22 protein-coding genes are annotated in these 24,024 nt (G+C 47.6%); 15 read left to right on the top strand and 7 right to left on the bottom strand.

Translation table 11 applies throughout. From position 1 onward, the window contains the following. Position 1: 1 nt before the first annotated feature. The 6 genes from addB to EDD53_RS12100 all read left to right on the top strand — a co-directional run bounded on the left by addB (position 2) and on the right by EDD53_RS12100 (position 10,008). Positions 2 to 2,968 (top strand): double-strand break repair protein AddB, encoded by a 2,967-nt coding sequence (gene addB / locus EDD53_RS12125; RefSeq protein ID WP_170162752.1) that lies wholly within the window; start codon positions 2 to 4, stop codon positions 2,966 to 2,968. Next, a complete protein-coding gene (gene addA, locus EDD53_RS12120; RefSeq protein ID WP_123793620.1) occupies positions 2,965 to 6,360 on the top strand; it encodes a double-strand break repair helicase AddA in 3,396 nt (1,131 codons plus the stop codon). The genes addB and addA overlap by 4 nt, the downstream gene beginning before the upstream one ends. Before the next feature lie 54 nt (positions 6,361 to 6,414). Beyond that, positions 6,415 to 6,735 carry a thioredoxin gene (gene trxA / locus EDD53_RS12115; protein WP_123793618.1) on the top strand — a complete coding sequence of 107 codons (321 nt, stop codon included), beginning with the start codon at positions 6,415 to 6,417 and terminating at the stop codon, positions 6,733 to 6,735. A gap of 122 nt (positions 6,736 to 6,857) precedes the next feature. Beyond that, positions 6,858 to 7,415: an ATP-dependent protease subunit HslV gene (gene hslV, locus EDD53_RS12110; RefSeq protein WP_123793616.1), complete on the top strand. Its 558-nt coding sequence runs from the start codon at positions 6,858 to 6,860 to the stop codon at positions 7,413 to 7,415. Continuing rightward, entirely contained in the window at positions 7,412 to 8,716 is a 1,305-nt protein-coding gene (gene hslU / locus EDD53_RS12105) for an ATP-dependent protease ATPase subunit HslU (protein WP_123793614.1), read from the top strand. The genes hslV and hslU overlap by 4 nt, the downstream gene beginning before the upstream one ends. 71 nt (positions 8,717 to 8,787) lie before the next feature. Then, complete coding sequence (locus EDD53_RS12100; protein WP_123793612.1) at positions 8,788 to 10,008, top strand: MFS transporter; 1,221 nt, start codon at positions 8,788 to 8,790, stop codon at positions 10,006 to 10,008. On the opposite strand, the gene EDD53_RS12095 is transcribed toward EDD53_RS12100, so the two are convergent. The 3 genes from EDD53_RS12095 to EDD53_RS12085 are packed head-to-tail and all read right to left on the bottom strand — an operon-like array spanning position 9,994 to position 12,235. Then, the gene (locus EDD53_RS12095) at positions 9,994 to 10,602 is read right to left on the bottom strand and encodes a Smr/MutS family protein (protein WP_123793609.1); all 609 of its coding nucleotides are present in this window, start codon (positions 10,600 to 10,602) and stop codon (positions 9,994 to 9,996) included. The genes EDD53_RS12100 and EDD53_RS12095 overlap by 15 nt on opposite strands. Next, positions 10,599 to 11,642 carry a murein transglycosylase A gene (gene mltA, locus EDD53_RS12090; protein ID WP_123793607.1) on the bottom strand — a complete coding sequence of 348 codons (1,044 nt, stop codon included), beginning with the start codon at positions 11,640 to 11,642 and terminating at the stop codon, positions 10,599 to 10,601. Before mltA ends, EDD53_RS12095 begins: the two co-directional genes overlap by 4 nt. Beyond that, on the bottom strand, positions 11,639 to 12,235 hold the full coding sequence (locus tag EDD53_RS12085) for a Tim44/TimA family putative adaptor protein (RefSeq protein WP_342772326.1): 597 nt from the start codon (positions 12,233 to 12,235) through the stop codon (positions 11,639 to 11,641). Before EDD53_RS12085 ends, mltA begins: the two co-directional genes overlap by 4 nt. Positions 12,236 to 12,404: 169 nt before the next feature. On the opposite strand from EDD53_RS12085, the gene EDD53_RS12080 reads away from it, so the two are divergent. Together EDD53_RS12080 and secB are read left to right on the top strand one after the other, a co-directional pair. Continuing rightward, on the top strand, positions 12,405 to 12,899 hold the full coding sequence (locus EDD53_RS12080; protein WP_123793603.1) for an FxsA family protein: 495 nt from the start codon (positions 12,405 to 12,407) through the stop codon (positions 12,897 to 12,899). Between the two features lie 57 nt (positions 12,900 to 12,956). Then, a complete protein-coding gene (gene secB / locus EDD53_RS12075) occupies positions 12,957 to 13,454 on the top strand; it encodes a protein-export chaperone SecB (RefSeq protein ID WP_123793601.1) in 498 nt (165 codons plus the stop codon). Between the two features lie 2 nt (positions 13,455 to 13,456). On the opposite strand, the gene dnaQ is transcribed toward secB, so the two are convergent. From dnaQ to EDD53_RS12055, 4 genes are read right to left on the bottom strand one after another with little or no spacing between them, the layout of a single operon-like run. Continuing rightward, complete coding sequence (gene dnaQ / locus EDD53_RS12070) at positions 13,457 to 14,200, bottom strand: DNA polymerase III subunit epsilon (RefSeq protein ID WP_123793599.1); 744 nt, start codon at positions 14,198 to 14,200, stop codon at positions 13,457 to 13,459. Beyond that, positions 14,193 to 14,810: a dephospho-CoA kinase gene (gene coaE / locus EDD53_RS12065; RefSeq protein WP_123793597.1), complete on the bottom strand. Its 618-nt coding sequence runs from the start codon at positions 14,808 to 14,810 to the stop codon at positions 14,193 to 14,195. Before coaE ends, dnaQ begins: the two co-directional genes overlap by 8 nt. Next, the gene (locus tag EDD53_RS12060) at positions 14,807 to 15,637 is read right to left on the bottom strand and encodes a shikimate dehydrogenase (protein ID WP_123793595.1); all 831 of its coding nucleotides are present in this window, start codon (positions 15,635 to 15,637) and stop codon (positions 14,807 to 14,809) included. The genes coaE and EDD53_RS12060 overlap by 4 nt, the downstream gene beginning before the upstream one ends. Next, the gene (locus tag EDD53_RS12055; protein ID WP_123793593.1) at positions 15,634 to 16,233 is read right to left on the bottom strand and encodes a Maf family protein; all 600 of its coding nucleotides are present in this window, start codon (positions 16,231 to 16,233) and stop codon (positions 15,634 to 15,636) included. The genes EDD53_RS12060 and EDD53_RS12055 overlap by 4 nt, the downstream gene beginning before the upstream one ends. A gap of 407 nt (positions 16,234 to 16,640) precedes the next feature. Between EDD53_RS12055 and hemJ the strand changes: the two genes are divergently transcribed. The 7 genes from hemJ to EDD53_RS12020 all read left to right on the top strand — a co-directional run bounded on the left by hemJ (position 16,641) and on the right by EDD53_RS12020 (position 24,022). Then, complete coding sequence (gene hemJ, locus EDD53_RS12050) at positions 16,641 to 17,093, top strand: protoporphyrinogen oxidase HemJ (RefSeq protein ID WP_123793591.1); 453 nt, start codon at positions 16,641 to 16,643, stop codon at positions 17,091 to 17,093. A 121-nt stretch (positions 17,094 to 17,214) separates the two neighbouring features. After that, entirely contained in the window at positions 17,215 to 18,486 is a 1,272-nt protein-coding gene (rho, locus tag EDD53_RS12045; RefSeq protein ID WP_123793589.1) for a transcription termination factor Rho, read from the top strand. A gap of 25 nt (positions 18,487 to 18,511) precedes the next feature. Then, entirely contained in the window at positions 18,512 to 19,801 is a 1,290-nt protein-coding gene (gene mnmE / locus EDD53_RS12040) for a tRNA uridine-5-carboxymethylaminomethyl(34) synthesis GTPase MnmE (protein WP_123793587.1), read from the top strand. Positions 19,802 to 19,816: 15 nt separating this feature from the next. Further along, the gene (mnmG, locus tag EDD53_RS12035) at positions 19,817 to 21,700 is read left to right on the top strand and encodes a tRNA uridine-5-carboxymethylaminomethyl(34) synthesis enzyme MnmG (protein WP_123793585.1); all 1,884 of its coding nucleotides are present in this window, start codon (positions 19,817 to 19,819) and stop codon (positions 21,698 to 21,700) included. Further along, positions 21,697 to 22,314 (top strand): 16S rRNA (guanine(527)-N(7))-methyltransferase RsmG, encoded by a 618-nt coding sequence (gene rsmG, locus EDD53_RS12030; protein ID WP_123793584.1) that lies wholly within the window; start codon positions 21,697 to 21,699, stop codon positions 22,312 to 22,314. Before mnmG ends, rsmG begins: the two co-directional genes overlap by 4 nt. Next, positions 22,307 to 23,104 (top strand): ParA family protein, encoded by a 798-nt coding sequence (locus EDD53_RS12025; RefSeq protein WP_123793582.1) that lies wholly within the window; start codon positions 22,307 to 22,309, stop codon positions 23,102 to 23,104. Before rsmG ends, EDD53_RS12025 begins: the two co-directional genes overlap by 8 nt. Before the next feature lie 3 nt (positions 23,105 to 23,107). Continuing rightward, positions 23,108 to 24,022 (top strand): ParB/RepB/Spo0J family partition protein, encoded by a 915-nt coding sequence (locus tag EDD53_RS12020; protein ID WP_123793580.1) that lies wholly within the window; start codon positions 23,108 to 23,110, stop codon positions 24,020 to 24,022. The last annotated feature ends 2 nt before the right edge of the window (positions 24,023 to 24,024 follow it).

The following is a 24,024-nucleotide window of genomic DNA, read 5'->3' as shown; positions in this document are numbered from 1 at the left end:
AATGTTTTCTGAACAGCAGTCAGCCCGCTTGTTTGGCCTACCTTGCGGAACTCGGTTTGCGTTTGCTTTGAAAGACGGATTGCTAGAGCGCCTTGAATTGCAATCGCCCGAGGCACTTGCGCGTGTGGAAATATTCGTCAATTCAGGCAGGATGCAAACCGAGCTCAAGCGTGCATTTGATGATGGGAAAACACAGTTCTTGCCCAAAATTCGTTTGGTTACTGATCTCAGTGCAGGACTGGCCGCTCAGGGTGTGACATCAGGCGTCTCAGGATTACAGCGCCGACTTGAACTGTCCCAACTTGTGGCGCGTTTTTTGGATCAAGAACCCGATTTCGCAGCACGGTCTTCCATTTTTGATCTGTCTGATAATCTTGCTGCGCTTTTGGCCGAGATGCATGATGAAGATATACACCCCGATGCTTTGAATGAGATCAACGTCCAAGATACCTCTGGCCACTGGGCCCGCGCACGGCGCTTTTTATCAATTATTTCGACGTTCTTTGACCCTACTCAAGATCAACCCCCAATGCCAGAAGCGCGACTGAAAATGGTCGTCGAAAGGCTGTGTGACGAGTGGTCAAACGCCCCGCCGACGCATCCAATCATCATCGCAGGCTCAACTGGATCTCGCGGCACAACGGCTCAATTCATGCAGCTGGTAGCCCAACTTCCGCAGGGGGCAGTTGTATTGCCAGGCGTTGATTTTAGTTTGACATCAGATACTTGGGATAAAATTCGAGACACGTCAGCTTACGAACATCCACAGTTTCGCTTTGTAGATATCGCAGACCGTTTGGGGCTGCACCCCAGCAAAATTGAAAACTGGGCAACTTCCAATACCGCGAATGACGACCGAAATCGATTGGTGTCCTTGGCGTTACAGCCCGCTCCCGTCACGGATCAATGGATGAGCGAAGGTCCCGTTTTCCAATCCATAACAGCGGCTTGTCGCGATTTAACTCTAATCGAAGCACCAGACGCCCGATCAGAAGCTGTATCCATTGCGCTAGCCCTAAGGAAAGCCACTGAAGAAGGTCAAAAAGCGGCCCTCATCACGCCTGATCGTAACCTTGCGCGCCATGTTACCGCTGTTTTGGATCGATGGGATATTGCGCCTGATGACAGCGCAGGCATCCCTCTTAGTCAAACACCGCCCGGCCGATTGTTGCGCCATGTTTCATCGCAACTTGGGCGGCCTGTTTCGTCTGAACAGCTTCTTGTGATGCTCAAACACCCTTTAGTGGCCAGCGGAAAAACTGATGCGGGAAAAATGCGTGGGGACAACTTGTTGTGGACGCGCAGGTTAGAAAAAAATCTACGGCGCAACGGACCCGCATTTCCGATGCGTGAAGATCTAGTCGAGTGGGTACACAAAAAGAAAGACGGTCAAGTTGTTGATCCAATTCAACTGCAATGGGCACATTGGATTGCAGATATTATCGACTCGTTTTCAGGCAGCGCCACCGCGCATCTGTCAGAGCACCTTGACCGCACTCTGGAGATCACCAAAGCATTGGTGCAGGGGCCGGTTTCCACCGATTACAGTGAATTATGGGCGCAATCTGCCGGTCGCGCAGCGCTGCGGACTGTCACCGAGCTTGAAGCAGAGGCGAGCCATGGCGGTGATATGACACCACTTGAATTTGCAGCCTTGTTCCAAGCTGTCATTGGGCGCGGTCTAGCGCGTGACATGTCTCCAAAGCACCCCGGTATCATGATTTGGGGCACATTAGAGGCGCGGGCGCAGGGTGTAGATTTGGTTATTCTTGGGGGATTAAACGATTCCATTTGGCCTGCGCTTGCCGCACCTGACCCTTGGTTTAGTCGCGATATGCGCAAACAAATTGGTCTAAAACCACCAGAGCAACAAATCGGCCTATCTGCGCATGATTTTCAACAAGCCATTGGTGCGAAATCGGTCATTTTAACACGTGCCCAGCGCAATGCTGAGGCCGAAACTGTAGCGTCTAGGTGGCTTATTCGTCTTACGAACCTTTTGTCAGGCATGTCAGAAGAGGGTAAAGAGGCGCTGGAGGTGATGCGGCAAAAGGGGCGTGTCTTTGTTGATATGGCGCGTCAATTGGAGCAGCCTAAAACGCGCGTACCTGCTGCGAAACGACCAAGTCCACGCCCCCCAAAAGAGGCCCGTCCACGACAGCTTTCAGTGACACGCATCGAGACTTTGGTGCGTGATCCTTACGAAATTTATGCCAGTCGAGTGTTGCGCTTGAGTAAACTCGACCCGCTCACCCAATCAGCAGATCCAAGGGATCGCGGGGTAGCCTTTCACAAGATCATGGAAGAATTCATAAAACATGCCCGCGAAGAAAGCCACGCAGAAGCCGCCGCACGGCTCATTGCAACTGCCGAGCGCGTTTTAGAAGAAACTGTTTTGTGGCCAGCGGCGCGCCGAGTCTGGTTGGGGCGCATCAAAAAAATTGCTTTGCCGTTGGTTATTCGAGAAGCTGAGCAACGCGAAAAAGGGCGGCCTGTCGCACAAGAAATCAAAGGCGGCTATCATCTTAAAGACATTGATTTTTCTTTGACTTGCGAAGCTGACCGCATCGATGAAACCCCGAATGGCGACTACATTATATATGACTACAAAACAGGTGCGCCTCCCACGCAGAAAGTCGCCGAAACGCTACGCATGCAATTGCACCTAGAGGCGATGATGCTTGAAAACGGTGGTTTTGCGGGCATTCATACGGGTCGCGTTGCGCAGATTGCGTATCTTGGATTAGACCGCAAAGTCGCGAAGACTGAAATTGATTTGCACCCAGGCGACACGGATAAAACCGAAGAAAAATTCCGCGCGTTGATCAGTAATTATGACGATCCCACACAGGGATATACATCGCGGCGTATTGTGCAAACCACGAGCTATGCAGGGGACTTTGACCATCTTGCACGAGTGGGGGAATGGTCTGATAGTGATGACGCCTTTGGGGAGGATGTGCGATGAACACCCTAAATGATGCAACGCGCAGACAGATTGCAGCCGCACGCCCTGATACATCGACTTGGGTATCCGCTAATGCGGGATCAGGTAAAACCAAAGTTTTAACTGATCGTGTGGCACGGTTGCTTTTGGCGGGCACGCCGCCACAACATATTCTGTGTTTAACCTACACCAAAGCTGCTGCTTCAGAGATGCAAAACAGGCTATTCAAGCGTCTGGGTGCTTGGGCAATGATGCCTGATGCAGAGCTTGCTGAGGAATTAAAATCCTTATCCCCTGACATGGCTTTGACGGTGGATGAAATGCGTCACGCGCGCACTCTTTTTGCGCGTGCTGTGGAAACACCAGGTGGTTTGAAAATTCAAACAATCCATTCTTTTTGTGGCGCAATTTTAAGGCGCTTTCCTTTGGAGGCTGGCGTTTCACCGCAGTTCAAAGAATTAGACGTCCGTGAAACAAACACCATTTTGGCTGAAATTCTTGATACTTTGGCCGATGGACCCCAGCGCAACGCGATTGATGGAATTGCGGCATATCTGTCGGGTCAAGACGATCTAGACCCAATGAAGCTTGCTCAAGAGGTTGTAAGGAAGCGGGACCATTTTGACCAAAAGGTCACGCGGTCTGATGTTTGGAATTGGTACAACCTGCCAAAGGGTTTTGACGAACAAGCGCTTTTGGACACCGTTTTCATGGGTGATGAAGATGTAGCGCTTGAACGTGCTGTTGCCGTTATGATGGTATCGCCAAACAAGACTGATGTAACCGCTGCGCTGAAATGGAAACACTTGATTGGGCGCAAGCCATCTACCGCGTTTTTGCATGAATTGAGAAATGCATTCTTGGTCGGATCAGGCGAGAACCAAGGTCTATCACGGTTTGGCCTTGCAAGAGGCCTGCCCACAAAGAAATGTGCAACTGCAGAACCAGAGGCCTTGCGGCAACTTCAGGACTTTATGCAACGCGTGTCGGTGGCTGGAGAAAAATTGCTGTCTTTGGAATCAGCACAAAAATCCTTTGCACTGCATCTCTTTGGTCAGGCAGTGGTGCAGCCATATAAAGACACAAAGGCAAGGCTTGGCTTGCTGGATTTCGATGACTTGGTTCAAAAGACAAGAGACCTGTTGTCGATTTCAAGCGTCGCCCAATGGGTTTTGTTTAGACTTGATGGTGGCATCGACCATATTCTTGTTGATGAGGCGCAAGACACCAGCCCTGATCAATGGACGGTTGTGCGCTTATTGGCAGAGGAATTCACTGTAGGCGAGGGCGCGCGCCCTGATGTGACGCGTACCATTTTTGTCGTCGGCGATAAAAAACAGTCAATCTATTCGTTTCAGGGTGCGGCCCCCGATTCCTTTGATGAAATGAAACATCATTTCGAAGCAAATCTCAGTCATGCAGGCAAAGATTTGCAAGATGTCGCATTGGAGCATTCGTTTCGATCTTCACCTGCGATTTTGCATCTGACCGATAAAACATTCGAACTGACTGGTGGGTATGGGCTTGGCGGTGAACCAAGCCACATTGCATTCTTTGATGATACGCCGGGGCGTGTTGATCTCTGGCCCTTGGTTGCACCTGAAAAAGCCGAAAAAACATCAGACGATTGGGAATCTCCTGTCGATCTCGTTGCCCCTGAGCACCACAATATTCGGTTGGCTGAAATGGTTGCTATGAATGTGAAGAAAATGATCACTTCAGGGTCTATCCCGCGGCGCGATGACAAAGGGACCGCCATTCAGCCTGGTGATATTCTTATTCTGGTGCGCAATCGATCTGGCTTATTTTACCCGATGATCCGTGCGCTTAAAAAGCTATCACTGCCTGTTGCCGGTGCGGATCAACTTATTCTGAATAACGAATTGGCAGTGAAAGATGTAACATCGCTGTTGGCATTTTTGTCGCTACAAGATGATGACCTAGCGCTTGCAGAAGCTCTAAAATCACCGCTGTTTGGATGGTCCGAACAAGACCTTTATTCGCTTGCACATGGGCGTACAGCCGCAACTTTATGGCGAGAATTACGGGAACGTCATCAAGAATGGCCCAAAACATTTGAGGTGTTAGATGACCTGCGTAGAACGGCTGATTTTTTGCGTCCCTACGATTTAATTCAACGCATATTGATACGTCATAAAGGTCGCAAAAAATTCTTAGCACGGCTTGGTAACGAAGCCGAGGACGGGCTGGATGCGCTTTTGCAGCAAGCACTGCAGTATGAAACAGCACAAACCCCCAGTCTGACAGGATTTATCAACTGGTTGGGTGCAGAAGAAATCAAGCTCAAGCGTGTGCTTGATGACGCTTCAAATTTAATCCGCGTTATGACTGTGCATGGATCAAAAGGCTTAGAGGCACCGATCGTGATCTTGCCCGATACCATTCGTGAACCCAAAGACACCCGAGATGATTTGATTGACTTGGGCGCTGGAAATATTGTGTGGAAAGCGAATAAAGACAGCAATCCGTCTGTCATTGTAACCGCGCTCGAGCGCATAAAAGAAAAAACCGCAGAAGAAGAAAGTCGCTTGCTTTACGTCGCCATGACCCGTGCCGAAAATTGGTTGATCGTGGCAGGTGCAGGCGCACTTAGCAAGAATAGTGTGAGCTGGTACCAGCTGGTTGAAGACGGAATGCGCGCCGCAAACGCCACCGAAGAAATTCATCCAAGTGGCGTTGGATCGCGGTTTTCTCATGGTGAATGGCCAGCACGGGTTGAAAGCAAACACAGTGCTGAATTTCACGATAAGACTCTGCCAGAATGGGCTGTTACTACAGCTAAAATCACATCGGCGCCCCAAACATTCCTGTCCCCATCGGACTTAGGCGGAGCCAAGGCTCTGGCGGGGTCGATCTCTAGCCACGATGAGGATGCTGCCCTGCGCTATGGCAACCAAGTGCATTTATTGCTTGAACACCTGCCAAACTACCCAAAAGACGCCAGATTTGAGACTGCAAAACTGCTGCTGAATGCGGATGATCTGTTTGCAACCCCCGCCGAGCTAGACTCACTTTTACTCGAAGTGTCCCGCGTCATTGATCAAGATTACGACTGGGACATATTTGGTGAAAACAGTCAGGCCGAAGTCGCTTTTTCAGGCAGGCTGCCCTCTGTAAACAATCAAGCTGTGCATGGGATCATTGATCGTCTTATTGTTACGGAAAACACAGTTCAAATTGTAGATTTCAAGTCAAATGAAATTGTTCCAACGACACCAACCAAAGTGCCAGAAGGTCTACTCAGACAGATGGGCGCCTATATGGAGATATGTAAAACCATGTATCCAAACAAAAAAATTGAAACAGCGATCCTTTGGACAAAGACTGCCACACTCATGGAGCTTGAGCACGATATAGTGATGTCCGCTTTGCGACGCACCTCTACATCTTGACGCTTTAAGGTGGGGCACCTAGGTTCGGTTCAACACATTATTAGGAGAATTCCAATGGCGACTGTCGCTGTAACTGATGCAAGTTTCGAAACCGAAGTACTACAATCTGATATCCCAGTGATCGTCGATTTCTGGGCAGAATGGTGTGGTCCATGTAAACAAATCGGCCCAGCGCTAGAAGAATTGTCTACTGAGTTCGAAGGCAAGGTCAAAATCGTTAAAGTTAACATTGACGAAAACCCCAACTCACCAGCTCAATTTGGTGTGCGCTCAATCCCAGCTTTGTTCATGGTTAAAGGTGGCGAAGTTATTTCCAACAAAGTAGGCGCAGCCCCAAAAACAGCGATTTCTGGTTGGATCACCGAAAGCATTTAAACTGGTCCAGAAAGTTATTTAAAAAAGGGGTGCCAGTGGTGCCCCTTTTTTCTGGCACTCTTTGCGCATGGTTGTACTCACGAACGCTCATGCACATATGAACCTTATCGAGAGGACACATCATGACCGATACTACATTTCCCGGCTGGCACGGAACCACCATTATCGGCGTAAAGCGCGACGGTGAAGTTGTAATCGCAGGCGACGGCCAAGTCAGTTTGGGTCAGACCGTGATCAAAGGCACTGCACGCAAAGTACGCCGCCTGAAACCAGGTGGACACGAAGTTGTGGCTGGTTTTGCTGGCTCAACAGCGGATGCGTTTACACTGCTTGAGCGCTTGGAGGCCAAACTTGAAGCCACACCTGGCCATCTGGCGCGCGCGAGCGTGGAGTTGGCCAAGGACTGGCGAACCGATAAGTATCTGCAAAAATTGGAAGCTATGCTTATCGTCACCGATGGCTCTGAGCTTTTAGTGATCACTGGCGCTGGCGATGTGTTGGAACCTGAACATGACATAGCCGCGATCGGGTCAGGTGGAAATTTCGCCTTAGCAGCTGCTCGTGGGTTGATGGAAACCGACAAGAACGCTGAACAGATCGCACGCGAAGCGATGGCAATTGCCGCCGACATTTGTGTCTATACCAATGGCAAACTGACCGTGGAGAAAATTACAAAATGACCGATCTAACCCCGCGCGAAATTGTATCTGAACTTGATCGTTTTATTATCGGTCAAAATGATGCCAAGCGCGCAGTCGCTGTAGCCATGCGCAATCGTTGGCGCCGCAAGCATCTAGAGGATGATCTACGCGACGAAGTATATCCTAAGAACATTTTGATGATCGGACCAACTGGCGTTGGCAAAACCGAGATTTCTCGTCGCTTAGCCAAACTTGCACGCGCGCCCTTTATCAAGGTTGAGGCCACAAAGTTCACCGAAGTGGGCTATGTTGGTCGTGACGTAGAACAAATCGTGCGTGATTTGGTAGATTCCGCGATTTCGCAGACACGTGAACACATGCGCGAAGATGTAAAAGCCAAAGCGCATCAGGCGGCTGAAGACCGTGTAATAGATGCCATTGCAGGCACTGATGCACGCGAGCAAACCCGCGAAATGTTCCGTAAAAAGCTAAAATCTGGCGCATTGGATAACACTGAAATAGAACTTGAAATGCAAGATACGTCATCGCCCATGGGTGGGTTCGAGGTTCCAGGTCAACCACAAATAGGTGGCATGATGAACCTTGGTGACTTATTCGGAAAAGCCTTTGCAGGGCGCACCGTGCGCAAGAAAGTCAAGGTGTCTGAAAGCTACGATGTTTTAATTTCGGAAGAGGCTGACAAGCTTCTGGATGATGAAACCGTCACGCGCGCCGCCCTCGAATCTGTTGAACAAAACGGCATCGTATTCTTGGATGAAATTGACAAAGTCTGCGCCCGCACGGATGCCCGCGGTGGCGATGTTTCACGTGAAGGCGTGCAACGCGATCTGTTACCCTTGATCGAAGGCACAACAGTTTCAACCAAACATGGGCCCGTAAAAACGGACCATATTTTGTTTATCGCCTCAGGTGCTTTTCATGTCGCAAAGCCGTCTGATCTATTGCCCGAATTACAAGGTCGCTTGCCAATTCGCGTTGAATTACAAGCGTTGGGCGAGGATGATTTTGTACGGATTTTGACAGAAACCGACAATGCGTTGACGTTACAATACACCGCCTTGATGGACACAGAAAAAGTGACTGTGACTTTCACTGAAAGTGGCATCAAAGCGATTGCCGCTGTGGCGACCGAAGTGAACGCTAGTCTTGAAAATATCGGTGCACGCCGCTTGTACACGATTCTGGAACGTGTGTTCGAAGACCTATCCTTTACAGCCCCTGATCGCGGCGGAGAAACTGTGTTGGTCGACGAAACTTATGTGCGCAGCAGTGTTGGTGAAATGGCTGAAACTGCGGATGTCAGCAGGTTTATGCTGTAACCAACGCCTAGATTTAGCTTACGCCGTCAAAATCCGCTTTTCTTTCTCGGTAGACGGCGTAAACCACGCATATGACCTATACCCAATTTATCGTTCAGAACGCCCGCTGGTTACTGGTAGGGTTTTTGCTGTGCCTAACATCATCTTACGGACAAACCTATTTTATATCGGTATTTGCTGGTGAAATTCGAAATGAATTTGGCTTAAGCAACAGTGCTTGGGGCTGGATTTATTCCGCTGGAACCATGGCCTCGGCTTTGGTTATGATTTGGGCGGGCACTTTGACCGACAAATTTCGCGTGCGGCGACTTGCGCCGATCGCCTTGGTGGGGCTTGGTTTGGCGTGCTTGGCGATGGCGGCCGCGCCGACAGCATTGTCTTTAATTTTCATCATCTTTGCCTTACGCTTTGGCGGACAGGGTATGTCGGTGCATATTGCTATGGTCGCAATGGCACGTTGGTTTCACGGAACCCGAGGCCGCGCTTTATCAATTGCATCGCTGGGAAATGCGGCTGGCAACGCGATCTTGCCATTCATTTTTGTATCGCTCATGGCGTATTTTAGCTGGCGCGAACTCTGGGTTTTTGCTGCGATTTTGTCGGTGGTTTTGGTACCACTCATTTTGTCGCTTTTGCGCGAAGAGCGCACACCACAGTCAATTGCAAAAACCAACTACACCCTTGGGATGAACGGCAAGCATTGGAGCCGTAGCGCGATGTTGCGCCACTGGCTGTTTTGGGTGTGTTTACCCTTTTTGTTGGGGCCGCCCATTTGGATCACAGCACTGTTTTTCCAACAAGTGACATTGGTTGAAGAAAAGGGTTGGGAGTTGATTCATTTTGTTGCGTTGTTTCCGCTGATGACCCTTGGATCCGTTGCTATGAATTTTCTATCGGGTATTGCTGTCGATAGATGGGGGGCTGTGCGTATTTTGCCACTTTTAGCAATACCGTTTGCTGTCGGTTTCATTGCACTTTCTTTGTCACCGAATTTGGTCTGGGCATCTTTTGCGATGACAATTGTGGGCATTGGTACGGGCGGGCAGGGGCCGATGATTGGCGCCTTTTGGGCTGAAAGCTATGGCACCCAACATCTTGGCGCGATCAAAGCTGCTGGGGCTGCTGTAATGGTATTTGGGTCTGCAATTGGGCCAGGCGTATCGGGTATATTAATTGATGCAGATATTACGATGAAGGTGCAGTTGATCGGTTATGCCACCTATATGACCTTAACTGCCGCGCTTGCCTATATTGGCATGCGCTATGCGCGCAGACTGCTAGCTACGGCGTAGATACACGTAATACGCCCCTGAACCGCCATGTGATAAATGCGCTTCGGTCACTTGCATAACCACCAAACGCAAAGGCGCAGAGCGCAACCAGTGAGGTAATTGATTTTTTAAAATACCTATAGGTGTAGGAATTGGGCCGCCTTGATCGCGATCTTTGCCTTTTCCTGTAATCACCAAAACAAGTCGCAAACCGCGCGCGTGAGATGACAAGATAAAATCGGTCAAAACGGGATGCGCCTGTGCAACTGTCATACCGTGAAGATCAATACGCGCTTCAGGTGCAAGTTTACCACGCCGCATTTTTGCAAATTTTTTATAATCCATTTGCACGGGCGCTTGTTTAAGAGCTTCAGAAATAGATGGCATCAGGCTGTGGTTGGGCGGTGGTGTTTTTGCCTTGCTGCCCAAACTGAATTCTTTGATCTGTTGACGCAGAGGTTTAGCAGTCTCAACGCGTTCAATGGGTTTTGGCACAAGCTCACCCATATCCTGCAGGGGCATAGGCTGTGCATGCAAAGGAATCGTGGTCTTTTTGACCTCTTCCCACAACGAGCGATCTTCGTCACTCAGTGTTTTTTTGCCGCGCCGTTTCATGTTTCATTCTGTTCCTCTAATCCGTAAGCAAGTTGAATTGGCATCAAAACAACCATGCGTCCCGTGTCACGAATACGACCTGCCAATTCACCTGCTGTGTCACCCGTACCATAAAATACATCGGCGCGCTGTGCCCCTTTGATTGCGGACCCCGTATCTTGCGCAATCATCAGACGCCTTAGGGGTTCATTACCGTCTTTTTCCACCCAGACGGGCGCGCCAAGAGTGATATAAGCGGGATCCACCGCAATACTGCGCATGGGAGTTATAGATCTGCTCATTGCACCGATAGGACCTGAGGCAGCATCCAACTCATCGCGCCGAGTGAAAAAAACATATGACGGATTTGTGTATAATAATTCCTGGCCCTCAACGGGATTTCTGCGGACCCAATTCTTGATCACCTGCGCAGACACTTGGTGTTCAGAATAGACACCGCGATTGATGAGTTCTTTGCCAATCGAATTGTAGTTATACCCGTTGTGACCCGCATATCCGATACGAATTGTACTGCCGTTTGTAAGTTGAATACGTCCCGATCCTTGGACCTGCAAAAAAAACAATTCCACGGGATCGTCGACCCAAGCAATTTCTAAGCCTTGGCCTGCAAGCGCACCCTCGCCAATATCACGCCGCGTATAATAGGGTGAGCGTGCGGTTCTGTCTTTTGGCAAACTATACACTGGGTAGCGGTATTTGGCGGTTCTGGTCAAAGATCCAGACAGCTCTGGTTCGAAATACCCAGTAAACAAAGCGTCGTTTGCATCTTCGATCAGGACAGGGCGAAAGAATAATTCGAAGAAAGTTTTGGCATTGGTTTGCTGACTTGCGACGCGGCAGACTTGCGGCCACTCAAACCCTTTGATGCGGTCGCAAGAATTTAGAAAAACTCTGAGAGCTTCATCGTGCGCATCTTCATCCCAACCGTCTAAGTCGGAAAAGGAAAGGAGTTTTGCCACGGTTTCGCCCTCACTATAGGCGGGCGCTGACAGGGCCAGCACGGCTGCCAAAGCAGCACCTGCAAGCCCCGTTAAAGTCATGCGCCAGTTGCCACCAGTTGCCAATTTGGATTGGCGCTGCCGATCTCGCGCGCGAAAACCCATATATCTTTTTGGCGTTTGATCTTGTTTGGATCGCCTTCGACAATCACACCCTCATCATTGCGCGCCACAGTGGTGATTTCTGAGACGAAGCGCACTTTGATTTCTTCTTCGTTGGCGTCTTTGTCGATTTCAACATCGATGATCTGTGTTTCATGCAGGCCAATGAACTGTGCTTCAACGGTCAGGCCTGCATCTTTGCGGCTGTCGATTACAGACTGGAAGGCTTCTTCGACATCGTCCGAAATAAAGTCAGAAACAGAAGAAAGATCGCCGTTTTCGAAGGCCATCAAGATCATTTCGTAAGCTGAACTTGCGCCTGTCAAAAAGTCAGACACAGAAAAGTCAGGTTCGTTGCGCTTTAATTCAGCTAGGTTTTCCGCAGCGCGCGATCCCTCAGGTACGTTATCCACGATATCGTGATCAACGCCACCCTCAATCACCTCAAACTGGCGTTTGGGATCTTCGTTTTGCTTCAGCGGATCTGTGCGTGGCTGTTCAAAGCCATCACGCGTACCAAGAATGTTTCGCAATCGCAAAACCAAAAAAACTGCTATTCCGGCCAGAACCAGAAGGGAGACCAGTGAACTGTCCATCGATACCTCTTTTCCAATGGAGCGTAGTAAAATGCGCTCTTTGTTCCTATGTAGGTTGTCGGTGGTACCAAGTCCACCAGTCGCAAGAAATTTGAAAGGTCATTCTATGTGGTTATTTGCTCTTTTTGTCGCAGTCCCCGTGATTGAAATCGCTTTGTTTATTCAAGTCGGTGGCGCCATTGGATTGCTGTCCACATTGGCGATCGTGATTTTGACGGCTGTACTTGGTACGTATTTGGTACGTCAACAAGGAGCGCTGGCCTTGTCTCAGGTCAGAAACTCGTTCGGAGAATTGCGCGACCCCAGTGAACCACTTGCCCATGGGGCTATGATTTTGTTTTCTGGCGCCTTGCTTTTAACGCCAGGCTTTTTCACCGATTTTGTGGGTTTTTTACTTCTGATCCCTGCATTTCGAACCAAAATGTTTATTGAAATGCGTAAGCGTATCAAATTGCAAAGCTTTACCGTCGGCGGTGGATCACATTTTGAGGCTGGCGCAAGACCAAAACCGCAAGATCCAAACGTGATTGATGGCGAGTGGGAAAATGTTTCAAGCGAAGATAACGACAATAATAGCCCCTCAGGTTGGACGCGCCATTGAGCCGGCTTTTTCAACCTGATACAAAGCGTCAACTTTAGTCTTTTTGAGGAAATACACATGGCTGATACAGAAGAAGCAACAGCACCAGCGGCGGAACAAGTCAAAATGCAAATTTTGGGCCAATTTGTGCGTGATATGTCTTTTGAAAATATTCTTGCGCAAAAAGGCTTAAAGGCTGACGGTCGTCCGAATATTTCTGTGCAGGTTGCTCTTGATGCGAAAAAGCGCGAAGGCGCAGAGCACCAGTTCGAAATCGCGATCAAGTTGAATGTAAAATCTGAAACCGAGAATGGTGAGAACACTTTGTTCATTCTTGAGTTGGATTACGCAGGCATTTTCCACATCGAAAATGTGCCAGACGCGCAGATGCATCCTTTCTTGATGATCGAATGCCCTCGTATGTTATTCCCATTCACACGCCGTATCGTACACGATGTAACCCGTGATGGTGGCTTCCCGCCACTCAACTTGGACAACATCGATTTCGTACAATTATACCGCCAAGATCTGCAACGCCGTGCTGAAGCGCAAAAAGGCGATGCCCCAACCAACTAGGCCTAACTATTGGTTTTAGTCCACAAAGCGCCGTCGCCCATCGCCTCAACAAAGGCAGCATGGTCGGCGGCTTCTTTGTCTGTAAGGCGGCTTGGCAGTGGTTTTGGGCGCCGCGATGGACGCCATGTACCAGCCTGCGCTGCTGCGTCGGATTTGTCATCATCTTTAGGGGTTGGGGCTAAAACCAGATCTGGCTGACGACCACCAATTAATTCCAAATAAACTTCCGCTAAAATTTCAGAATCCAGCAAAGCGCCGTGCAATGTGCGGTTTGAATTGTCGATGTGAAACCGACGACACAACGCATCGAGCGTTGCCGGTGAGCCAGGGAATTTTTTACGCGCTATTGCCAATGTATCGAGGGCCTGTTCCCAAGGTATTTGACGCAAACCCGCTGTCTTAAGCTCAGCATTCAGAAATTTAATATCAAAAGACGCATTGTGTATCACAAGGGTGCTGTCGCCGATAAAATCCAAAAAGTCCTGCGCGATATCTTTAAACACTGGCTTATCAAGAAGCGTGACTTCATCCGCGCGTGCGGGGCGGGGTGGTTCAAGGATATCGGGGCCAATACCGTGCACCCCGAAGGCACCTGCAGGCATAGTGCGCTTAGGATTGATATATTGGTGGTATGTCCGCCCTGTTGCTAAGTGATTGTCCAGTTCAATCGCACCAATTTCAACCAATCTGTCCCCTGTTAAGGGATCGAATCCTGTGGTTTCAGTATCAAGAACGATTTCACGCATTAGAATTCTCTTTGATCAGGTTTTCTTGGATCTCAGCCACGATGTTTTGCACTGCTCTTTGCGCTGTTTCAAGGGTAAGCGTTTCAACGACAGCATCAGCTAAACTACGTTTTTCGGCGTCTGGCATTTGCTTGGACAGAATGTAGTCGAACTGCTGGAGTGTCATGTCGGGCCTTGCGAGTACTCTTTCCCTTTGAACATCAGCCGGCGCGGATACGACTACGACGTAATCCACATGATCGACTAGCCCTGTTTCAAACAAAAGCGGCACGTCTAAAACTACAATTTTAGAAAGGTTAGTGTCTAAAAATGCCTGTCTTTCCGTAGCAACTAAGGGATGAATGATTGCTTCGATTTTCTTTAAACCATCGGTGGTGGTCTTGATCCAATTTTTCAAAACACTACGATCAACACCCTCGGAAGTCGCGGCTTCGGGACATAGTTTTGCAATTTTAGAAATCGCATTGGCGTTTTGTGAATAAAGATCATGTACGGTTTGGTCAGCATCCCAAACTGGTATGCCGAGCGATCGAAACATCTGCGCGGTTGTCGACTTTCCCATACCAATCGACCCTGTAAGGCCGATTACGAATTGGCGTGACTGTGTCATGTTGAAAGCAAAACTTGCCGCGTTTCATCATCTACAACGGGGGCCACACCAAACCAGCGTTCAAAACCGGGTGCAGCCTGATGCAGCAACATTCCGAGACCATCAACGGTTTGGCAACCATTCTGAGCCGCTTTTTCAAGAAACTCTGTACGCAGAGGCGTATAAACGAGATCAGTGACAACTGCTTTCGGTGAAAGGGCATTTAAAGAGATATTGAATTCGCTTTTACCAACCATGCCCATCGAGGTCGAATTCACAACTGTCATCGCACCTTCGAGCATATCGGCAGCATGCACCCAGTCGTAAACAGTGATTTTACTACCAAATTCAGCTTTCAAGGCATCAGAACGCGATCTTGTGCGATTGGTGATGCGAATTTCATCCACACCGACATCCAGTAGCGATGCAATCACGGCGCGCGCTGCGCCGCCAGCACCAAAAATGGCAGAAGGGCCTGCTTTAGGGTCCCATTTTGCATTTGATCTTAGATTTTCAACAAATCCGTAACCGTCAGTATTATCAGCATGCAACTTGCCATCTGGTCGGAAAATCAGTGTGTTTGCCGCCCCGATAAGCGCTGCGCGATCGGTTACGATATCTGCGATTCCGAGAACGGTTTCTTTGTGTGGAATTGTGACATTTGCGCCCACAAACCCCATTTTCGGCATCGCACGCAAGACTTGTTCTAGATCGCTTTGTGCCACATCTAAATGCACATAATGACCTTGGATACCGTAGCGTTTTAACCAAAAACCATGCAAATCTGGCGAACGGCTGTGACCAATTGGTGATCCAATTACACCTGCCATTGGAATTTTAACACTCATGATGAAATTGCTCCTGTTTGACCTAGGTATCCAAGTATTTCTAGGAGCGGCAAACCTAAAACGGTGAAATAATCGCCGTCAATGCGTGAAAACAAGCGGGACCCTTCTTCTTCCAATTTATAGCCTCCCACTGAATTTTGCACGGAATCCCAATTGCGCGTTAGATAATCGTCTAGGTAGCTTTCGGAATTTTGTTTCATTTGCAATTTAACTTCACCGATAAATCGCCACTTTGGAGCGCCTAGTTCGTAAATAACTGCGGCGGAAAACAATTTATGCCGCTCGCCATTTAGACGTAGAAGCTGATCTTTTGCCTCGCTGCGATCTTTTGGTTTCGAAAACAACTGGCCTTGGAATGACAAAACCTGATCGCATCCCAGAACAATAGCTTCGGGGTGTTTCAATGAAATTTTACGGGCTTTGCCCTCGGCCAATGCGTCGGCAATATCGCGGGGGGGCGTTTTATCGGCAATCAACGCATCCTTAATACTATCTTCATCAATACGCGGCACATTTATATCAAATGATACATTCGCATTTGAGAGCAAAGTCTGACGAATCGACGACCCCGAGGCCAGAATTAAATTTTGGGGCATGTTGATGATCCTGTGGAAAAAACTGTCCAAACTGTGTTGGCGCTTATCGGGATAACCATGGCACGGATAGACCTTGGGGAAAAGTCGACTGTTTTCCAAAAAACTTGATCATGTTTTCCTGAGTGGACTAATTATTTTTTTGCCTGTTAATAAAATTCATATTTAGACTTAATTAAACTTTATCCTAAAAGTTATTCCAAAGAGATTTTCTATTTAATGCTTTATTAATATTGGGTTTTTAAGAAATATCCCCAGATTTTCATTTCACATTATTAGATTTCTATCAGTGGATATAAGTTTTTGGATAAGCCGTTAATCCACATGATCCACAGGCCCTACAAACAACATCATCTTTTCTTTCTTTCTTATATTATTTTAATAGGGCACTGAAACTTGGAGTGCTTGAAATGAGCTATTTACTGTTGGACCTATATCCATGGACTAAATCATTGCATGTGATTTCCGTGATCGCATGGATGGCTGGTATTTTTTATCTACCTAGATTGTTTGTCCGTCATACCGAAAACGTGACAGTCGGTAGTGAAACAGATCTCTTATTCCAAGACATGGAAAAAAAGCTTTTAAAACTAATCATGAACCCTGCAGCAATTTCCACATGGATCTTTGGGCTTTTACTGGTGTTGACACCAGGCGTGATTGACTGGACGGATGCATGGCCTTGGATAAAAGCCTTTTGCGTCATCGCTATGACGTGGTTCCATCATTGGTGTGCTGTTAGACGAAAAGACTTTGTGCAGGGTGAAAATAGCCGTAGTGGTAAACATTATCGTTTGATGAATGAACTCCCTACCGTTTTAATGATTGTGATCGTCGTTATGATTATCGCACGCCCTATCTGAGATAGATTGACTCGCAAGGATAGTCTGGCTATTGATCCTTAAATCCCTGCCGTCCGGCTTACTGGGATATTTCACACCAATATGAAACTGATCGCTTTGCGTTCTAAGTTTGGATGTCTTGATGACTGTTAACTCCCTAAATCTTTCTGATCTTAAAGCAAAAACGCCTAAAGATTTACTTTCAATGGCGGAAGAACTTGAAATTGAAAACGCTTCTACAATGCGTAAGGGTGAGATGATGTTCTCAATCCTGAAAGAGCGTGCTGAAGAAGATTGGGAAATTACAGGCGACGGCGTTTTGGAGGTTTTGCAAGATGGGTTCGGCTTTTTACGGTCGCCTGAAGCAAATTACTTGCCAGGCCCAGATGATATTTACGTGTCGCCAGAAATTTTACGTCAGTTCGGGATGAGAACAGGCGATACTGTCGAAGGGTTGATGCAAGCGCCAAACGACAATGAGCGCTACTTTACCATCACCAAGGTTACGCAGATTAACTTTGAAGAGCCTGAAAAATCTCGTCATAAAATCAATTTCGACAACCTAACGCCGCTCTATCCGAACGAACGGTTGAATATGGAAATCGAAGATCCAACACTAAAAGATCGTTCTGCACGGATCATCGATCTTGTAGCGCCGATTGGTAAAGGTCAGCGGTCCTTGATTGTTGCGCCGCCGCGGACCGGTAAAACTGTTTTGTTGCAAAATATCGCGACCTCAATCGGTATTAACCATCCTGAATGCTATTTGATCGTGCTTTTGATTGATGAGCGCCCAGAAGAGGTGACAGACATGCAACGGTCTGTGAATGGTGAAGTGATTTCATCAACCTTCGATGAGCCTGCATCACGTCACGTTGCCGTGTCTGAAATGGTGATCGAGAAAGCTAAACGTCTTGTCGAACATAAACGTGATGTAGTGATCTTACTGGATTCTATCACCCGTCTTGGTCGCGCTTTTAACACTGTTGTGCCGTCTTCGGGTAAGGTTTTGACAGGTGGTGTTGATGCAAATGCTCTGCAGCGTCCTAAGCGCTTTTTTGGTGCTGCGCGTAACATCGAAGAGGGTGGATCTTTGACAATCATCGCCACAGCTTTGATTGATACAGGATCACGCATGGATGAAGTCATCTTTGAGGAATTTAAAGGGACTGGTAACTCTGAAATTGTGTTGGATCGTAAAGTTGCTGATAAGCGCGTGTTCCCTGCGATGGATATTTTGAAATCTGGTACGCGCAAAGAAGAGCTTTTAGTAGATTCGAAAGATCTTCAGAAAACATATTTGTTGCGCCGCATTCTAAATCCAATGGGCACGACAGATGCGATCGAATTCTTGATATCAAAACTCAAGCAAACAAAATCGAATGCGGAATTTTTCGATTCTATGAATGCATAAAATATAATTATCAATGGGTTAGCCTATGGATACGATTTATGCTCTTGCGTCCGCAAGAGGAAAAGCAGGCGTTGCTGTGGTCCGGATTTCCGGACCTCTTGCATTTTGGACTGTTGAAAAGCTATCCGGCTCTGTTCCAAAGCAGCGCTATGCGTCTTTACGCAGTCTAAAAAACGCACATGGCGAGATTATAGACGAAGCTTTGGTGATTTGTTTTGAACAAGGCGCGTCTTTTACGGGCGAACAAAGTGCTGAACTTCAATTGCACGGTTCTGTTGCTATCGTAAAATCGGTCCTTGAAGAATTATCAAATTTTGAAGGTTTGCGTTTGGCCGAGGCAGGGGAATTTACCCGTAGAGCGTTGGAAAACGAGCGTCTAGATCTTGCACAGGTCGAAGGCCTCGCTGATTTAATTGAATCAGAAACCGAAGCGCAGCGTAAACAAGCGATGCGTATTTTATCAGGTGCGCTAGGGGATAAAGCTGCAGGCTGGCGCACATCTTTGATCAGAGCGGCTGCACTCATTGAGGCAACGATTGATTTCGCAGATGAGGAAGTCCCTGTCGATGTCTCGCCAGAAGTGCTCGAATTGCTTGCGAATGTAATGTTGGAACTCGAAGCAGAAGTGTCTGGGGTTCGAATTTCTGAACGTATTCGAGAGGGGTTTGAAGTCGCTATTGTAGGCCCGCCAAACGTGGGAAAATCTACCCTTTTAAATACCTTAGCGGGGCGCGAAGCCGCGATCACTTCTGAAGTTGCGGGTACAACCCGTGATGTAATTGAAGTGCGCATGGAGCTTTCTGGATTACCGGTAACGCTTTTGGATACCGCTGGGCTGCGCGAGACAACTGACGTAGTTGAAACATTTGGTATAGCGCGTGCGAAAGAGCGCGCTAATATGGCAGACTTACGTGTTATTCTATTGCTATCAAAGGATGACATGCCTGAAATACCGCCCAGAGATGGCGATATTGTGCTTATTGGTAAAGATGATGACGGATCAGAATCGTCGTTGTCAGTATCGGGTCATACAGGCCAAGGCATTGAAAAACTTGTTGGTTTAATCTGTGAACGTCTATCCTTACTGGCCGCAGGTGCATCAACTGCGACACATGAACGCCATCGTATAGCTATGACAACTGCTTTGACTACTTTAGAATCGGGACGAGATCAGGTATTGATGGGCTCAGAACGCGCTGAATTGGCAGCTGAAGACATGCGTACGGCGATCCGTGCGCTAGATGCACTGGTTGGTCGCGTGGATGTTGAGAATCTTTTAGATGAGATTTTCTCAAGTTTTTGCATTGGTAAATAACCATAGATCTAAGGAATGTTTCACGTGAAACAACAAGATTATGATGTCGTTGTCGTTGGTGGTGGTCATGCTGGTGCAGATGCAGCTGCAGCTTCTGCGCGTACAGGCGCTAAAACCGCCCTTGTGACGCTAAAAATTGAGAATATCGGTGTAATGTCTTGTAATCCTGCTATTGGCGGATTGGGCAAAGGCCACTTAGTACGTGAAGTTGATGCGCTTGATGGGGTGATGGGGCGTATCGCCGACAAAGCAGGTATTCAATATCGCTTACTGAATCGTCGAAAAGGGCCTGCCGTTCAGGGGCCACGCGCTCAGGCTGACCGTAAAATCTATCGTGAAGAAATGCTTTCAGAGCTATCAAAAACACCGAACCTCACAATCATCGAAGGTGAAGTCACGGATTTGGTAATGTCTGGTGGAAAGGTCACGGGAGTATCTCTTGGCGATAAAGGCAATTTAAATGCTGGCGCAGTGGTTTTAACAACGGGCACGTTTCTAAACGGTATTATTCATATAGGTGACCAAAATCACTCTGGTGGTCGCATGGGTGATCAGCCATCTATTGCGCTGGCTGATCGTTTATATGGGTTTGGGCTCCCTATGGGACGGTTAAAAACCGGAACGCCACCGCGTTTAAATGGGAAGACCATTAATTGGGAAGTGTTAGAAGAACAGCCTGGTGATGACTTACCAGTGATGTTTTCGTTTATGAACAAAACACCTCCTGCACGCCAAGTATCATGCGGAATTACTCATACCAATGAGAAAACGCACCAGATTATTCGAGACAATCTTGAACGTTCTGCCATGTATGGTGGTCATATTGATGGGGTAGGGCCGCGCTATTGCCCATCAATTGAAGATAAAGTTGTACGCTTTGCGGATAAAACATCACATCAGATTTTTCTGGAACCAGAAGGGCTAGATGACGACACGGTATATCCAAATGGAATTTCCACATCCTTGCCAGTTGACGTTCAAGAGGCATATGTACGTTCTATTGTTGGTCTAGAGAATGTTGAAATTTTACAGCCTGGTTATGCGATTGAATATGATTATGTTGACCCGCGCGCCCTTAGGCCAACGCTGGAAGTAAAAGATGTACCAGGCTTGTTTTTGGCAGGTCAGATCAATGGCACAACCGGATATGAAGAAGCAGCAGCACAGGGCTTAGTCGCAGGATTGAACGCGTCCAAGTTATCATTAGGCGAGGATCAAGTTACATTCAGCAGATCTGATTCCTACATCGGTGTTATGATCGATGACTTGATCACACGCGGCGTATCTGAACCTTACCGTATGTTTACGTCTCGAGCAGAATTTCGATTAACCCTGCGCGCTGACAACGCGGATCAGCGCTTAACTGGTTTAGGTTATAGTCTAGGCGTTGTTGGAGAGGACCGTAAAGCTGCGTTTGATGAAAAAATGGAGCGACTGTCGAGAGCGCGAGAGTATTTGCAATCAAAAACATTTTCGCCAAAGGAATTGTTGAGGGGTGGTATTCGCGTCAGTGCGGATGGAAATAAGCGCAACGCCTATGAAATTCTGGCGTTTCCAGATGTTGATTTCACTAATTTGATCGCTCTTGATGCGAAATTTGGCGATGTTGATCCTGAAATTCAGTCTCAACTATCCTGCGATGCGTTATATGCAAACTATATCGAGCGTCAAAATCGTGACGTAGAGAAAATGAAACGCGATGAAGCGCATAGTATTCCAGACGATTTTGATTATACAGAGCTGCGTGGCTTATCAAATGAACTGCGTAGCAAACTCATCCTTGTAAGACCTCAAACAATCGGGCAGGCTTCGCGCGTTGAAGGGATGACGCCAGCCGCATCAACGCTTATTTTGGCCAAATTGCGTCAATCTTCTTCGAAAAAAGTAGCTGCTAAATGACCTTAAGTAATAACGTGTTTCCAAATGTTTCACGTGAAACATCGGACAGATTAGAAGTATATGAAGATCTTTTAAAAAAATGGAATCCAGCAATAAATTTGGTTTCCAAATTATCTCTTAATGATCTTCGGAATCGTCACTTCATCGATTCAATGCAAGTGTTTGATCTCAAATCAGACAGTTCTAAAACTTGGGTTGATATTGGTTCAGGTGGGGGTTTTCCTGGTTTGGTTTGCGCAATAATGGCCGCAGACGCTGCGCCTCAAATAGAATTTCACCTTGTTGAGTCTGATATCAGAAAAGCGACATTTCTGCGTAATGTCGCGCGAGAGGTGGGTATAAAAATTTCGGTCCATTCAGAACGAATTGAAAAGCTGAATTGTTTTAATGCTGATATTCTGTCTGCGCGGGCCTTGGCATCACTCGAAAAATTGCTTGAGTTTGCGGTATTACATCTGTCATCTGGCGGGGTTGCGCTGTTCCCGAAAGGTGTAAGCTTCAAAGAAGAAATCGAAACTGCTCGGTTGGAGTGGAAATTTGACGTAATCGAGTATCAAAGCCAAACAGATGAAAACTCTGTCGTTTTAAAAGTAGGGAATATTGCACGTGTCTGACATTATTCGCCCAGAGTTTGCAAAAATTATTGCAATTGCTAATCAAAAGGGTGGGGTAGGAAAAACGACGACTACTATCAATCTCGCCGCTGCCCTTGTCGAAACTGGGATGCGTGTTTTGGTGGTCGATCTAGATCCTCAAGGGAATGCTTCAACAGGCCTAGGAGTTGAAGCGAGTGCGCGAGAGAGAACCACCTATGATTTGATCATGGGGGATGTCGATCTGGATGAAATCATTCAATCCACTGATATTGAGGGATTATATATATCTCCAGCAACGATTGATTTGTCCTCGGCCGATATGGAAATGGTCGCCAACGAAAAACGTAGCTTTCTGCTGCATGATGCGCTGCGACAGCATGCAATGGATTCTTTTGCTCTTGATTATATATTGATCGACTGTCCTCCGTCGCTGAGCTTGCTCACCGTAAATGCTATGGTCGCATCGGACACGGTTTTGGTGCCGCTTCAGAGTGAATTTTTCGCACTGGAAGGGCTTTCACAGCTTATGTTGACCGTTCGTGAGGTGCGCCAAACGGCTAATCCAAACCTGCGTATCGAAGGGATTGTGTTAACAATGTACGACCAGCGCAATAATTTATCACGACAAGTCGAACAGGATGCGCGTGATAATTTGCAAGATTTGGTGTTTAAAACAGTTATTCCGCGCAACGTACGTATCAGTGAATCACCTTCTTTTGCGCTTCCAGTGCTCGATTATGATACCCATTCAAAGGGTAGCCAAGCATATCGTGCCTTGGCCACAGAACTTTTAGGTAAACGGAGATAGACCATGGCATCGACCCCAAACAAGCAGAATAAAGCGCGTGGCCTTGGTCGTGGCCTTTCCGCATTGATGGCGGATATTCCGAATGATCCAGTGATGCTCGATCAGGAAACAACTACGCGCCGTGCTGATATGGTTGTTCCGATTGAACGCGTTGAGCCCAACCCTGATCAGCCCAGACGGCAGTTTGTTCAAGCGGATTTGGATGATTTGGCCAACTCAATTCGTGAAAAGGGCGTTATTCAACCGCTGATCGTGCGCCCTAGTCCGCGTGTTAAAGAAAACTTTGAAATCGTGGCAGGTGAACGCCGCTGGCGTGCGTCCCAATTGGCGAAACGTCACGATATTCCGATTATCATTCGCGAATACGATGATATCGAGGTTCTTGAGGTCGCTATTATCGAGAATATTCAGCGCGCAGACCTCAATTCAATCGAGGAAGCAGCTGGATATAAGCAGTTGATGGAAAAGTTTGGCCATACCCAAGAAAAACTCGCTGAAGCGCTAGGGAAAAGCCGCAGCCATATCGCCAATCTTATGCGCTTATTGCAACTCCCGAGCGATGTGCAAAACTTTGTTGTCTCCGGTGATTTGTCGGCAGGGCATGCGCGCGCATTAATTACTGCAACCAATCCATCTGAATTGGCGCGCGCAGTTGTAAAAAAGGGCTTATCTGTACGCGATACCGAAAAGCTAGCAAAGAAAGAAAAACCAGCAACAAAGACACGCACGCGGTCCAAGGATGTATCCACAGAGAAGGATTCTGACACACGCGCGCTTGAAGGGGACTTGTCTGCGGCGATTGGAATGAGCGTGAATATCACGCATGTTTCCGGTGCTGAAAATGGTGTTTTATCTATAAGTTATAAAGATTTAGATGATTTGGATGCTTTGTGTCAAATCTTATCTCGTGGAAGATAGGA

It is taken from the genome of Pacificibacter maritimus (assembly GCF_003814915.1).
In the GTDB taxonomy this organism is placed as follows: domain Bacteria; phylum Pseudomonadota; class Alphaproteobacteria; order Rhodobacterales; family Rhodobacteraceae; genus Celeribacter; species Celeribacter maritimus.
The sequence above is the reverse complement of the archived record's forward strand: the minus strand, read 5'-3'. Positions and strand labels throughout refer to the sequence as shown.

What these genes read in the sequence shown, in the direction of transcription:
- addB (WP_170162752.1), top strand. Translation starts at nt 2, where the DNA reads ATGTTTTCTGAACAGCAGTCAGCCCGCTTGTTTGGCCTACCTTGCGGA.
- addA (WP_123793620.1), top strand. Translation starts at nt 2,965, where the DNA reads ATGAACACCCTAAATGATGCAACGCGCAGACAGATTGCAGCCGCACGC.
- trxA (WP_123793618.1), top strand. Translation starts at nt 6,415, where the DNA reads ATGGCGACTGTCGCTGTAACTGATGCAAGTTTCGAAACCGAAGTACTA.
- hslV (WP_123793616.1), top strand. Translation starts at nt 6,858, where the DNA reads ATGACCGATACTACATTTCCCGGCTGGCACGGAACCACCATTATCGGC.
- hslU (WP_123793614.1), top strand. Translation starts at nt 7,412, where the DNA reads ATGACCGATCTAACCCCGCGCGAAATTGTATCTGAACTTGATCGTTTT.
- EDD53_RS12100 (WP_123793612.1), top strand. Translation starts at nt 8,788, where the DNA reads ATGACCTATACCCAATTTATCGTTCAGAACGCCCGCTGGTTACTGGTA.
- EDD53_RS12095 (WP_123793609.1), bottom strand. Translation starts at nt 10,602, where the DNA reads ATGAAACGGCGCGGCAAAAAAACACTGAGTGACGAAGATCGCTCGTTG.
- mltA (WP_123793607.1), bottom strand. Translation starts at nt 11,642, where the DNA reads ATGACTTTAACGGGGCTTGCAGGTGCTGCTTTGGCAGCCGTGCTGGCC.
- EDD53_RS12080 (WP_123793603.1), top strand. Translation starts at nt 12,405, where the DNA reads ATGTGGTTATTTGCTCTTTTTGTCGCAGTCCCCGTGATTGAAATCGCT.
- secB (WP_123793601.1), top strand. Translation starts at nt 12,957, where the DNA reads ATGGCTGATACAGAAGAAGCAACAGCACCAGCGGCGGAACAAGTCAAA.
- dnaQ (WP_123793599.1), bottom strand. Translation starts at nt 14,200, where the DNA reads ATGCGTGAAATCGTTCTTGATACTGAAACCACAGGATTCGATCCCTTA.
- coaE (WP_123793597.1), bottom strand. Translation starts at nt 14,810, where the DNA reads ATGACACAGTCACGCCAATTCGTAATCGGCCTTACAGGGTCGATTGGT.
- EDD53_RS12060 (WP_123793595.1), bottom strand. Translation starts at nt 15,637, where the DNA reads ATGAGTGTTAAAATTCCAATGGCAGGTGTAATTGGATCACCAATTGGT.
- EDD53_RS12055 (WP_123793593.1), bottom strand. Translation starts at nt 16,233, where the DNA reads ATGCCCCAAAATTTAATTCTGGCCTCGGGGTCGTCGATTCGTCAGACT.
- hemJ (WP_123793591.1), top strand. Translation starts at nt 16,641, where the DNA reads ATGAGCTATTTACTGTTGGACCTATATCCATGGACTAAATCATTGCAT.
- rho (WP_123793589.1), top strand. Translation starts at nt 17,215, where the DNA reads ATGACTGTTAACTCCCTAAATCTTTCTGATCTTAAAGCAAAAACGCCT.
- mnmE (WP_123793587.1), top strand. Translation starts at nt 18,512, where the DNA reads ATGGATACGATTTATGCTCTTGCGTCCGCAAGAGGAAAAGCAGGCGTT.
- mnmG (WP_123793585.1), top strand. Translation starts at nt 19,817, where the DNA reads ATGTTTCACGTGAAACAACAAGATTATGATGTCGTTGTCGTTGGTGGT.
- rsmG (WP_123793584.1), top strand. Translation starts at nt 21,697, where the DNA reads ATGACCTTAAGTAATAACGTGTTTCCAAATGTTTCACGTGAAACATCG.
- EDD53_RS12020 (WP_123793580.1), top strand. Translation starts at nt 23,108, where the DNA reads ATGGCATCGACCCCAAACAAGCAGAATAAAGCGCGTGGCCTTGGTCGT.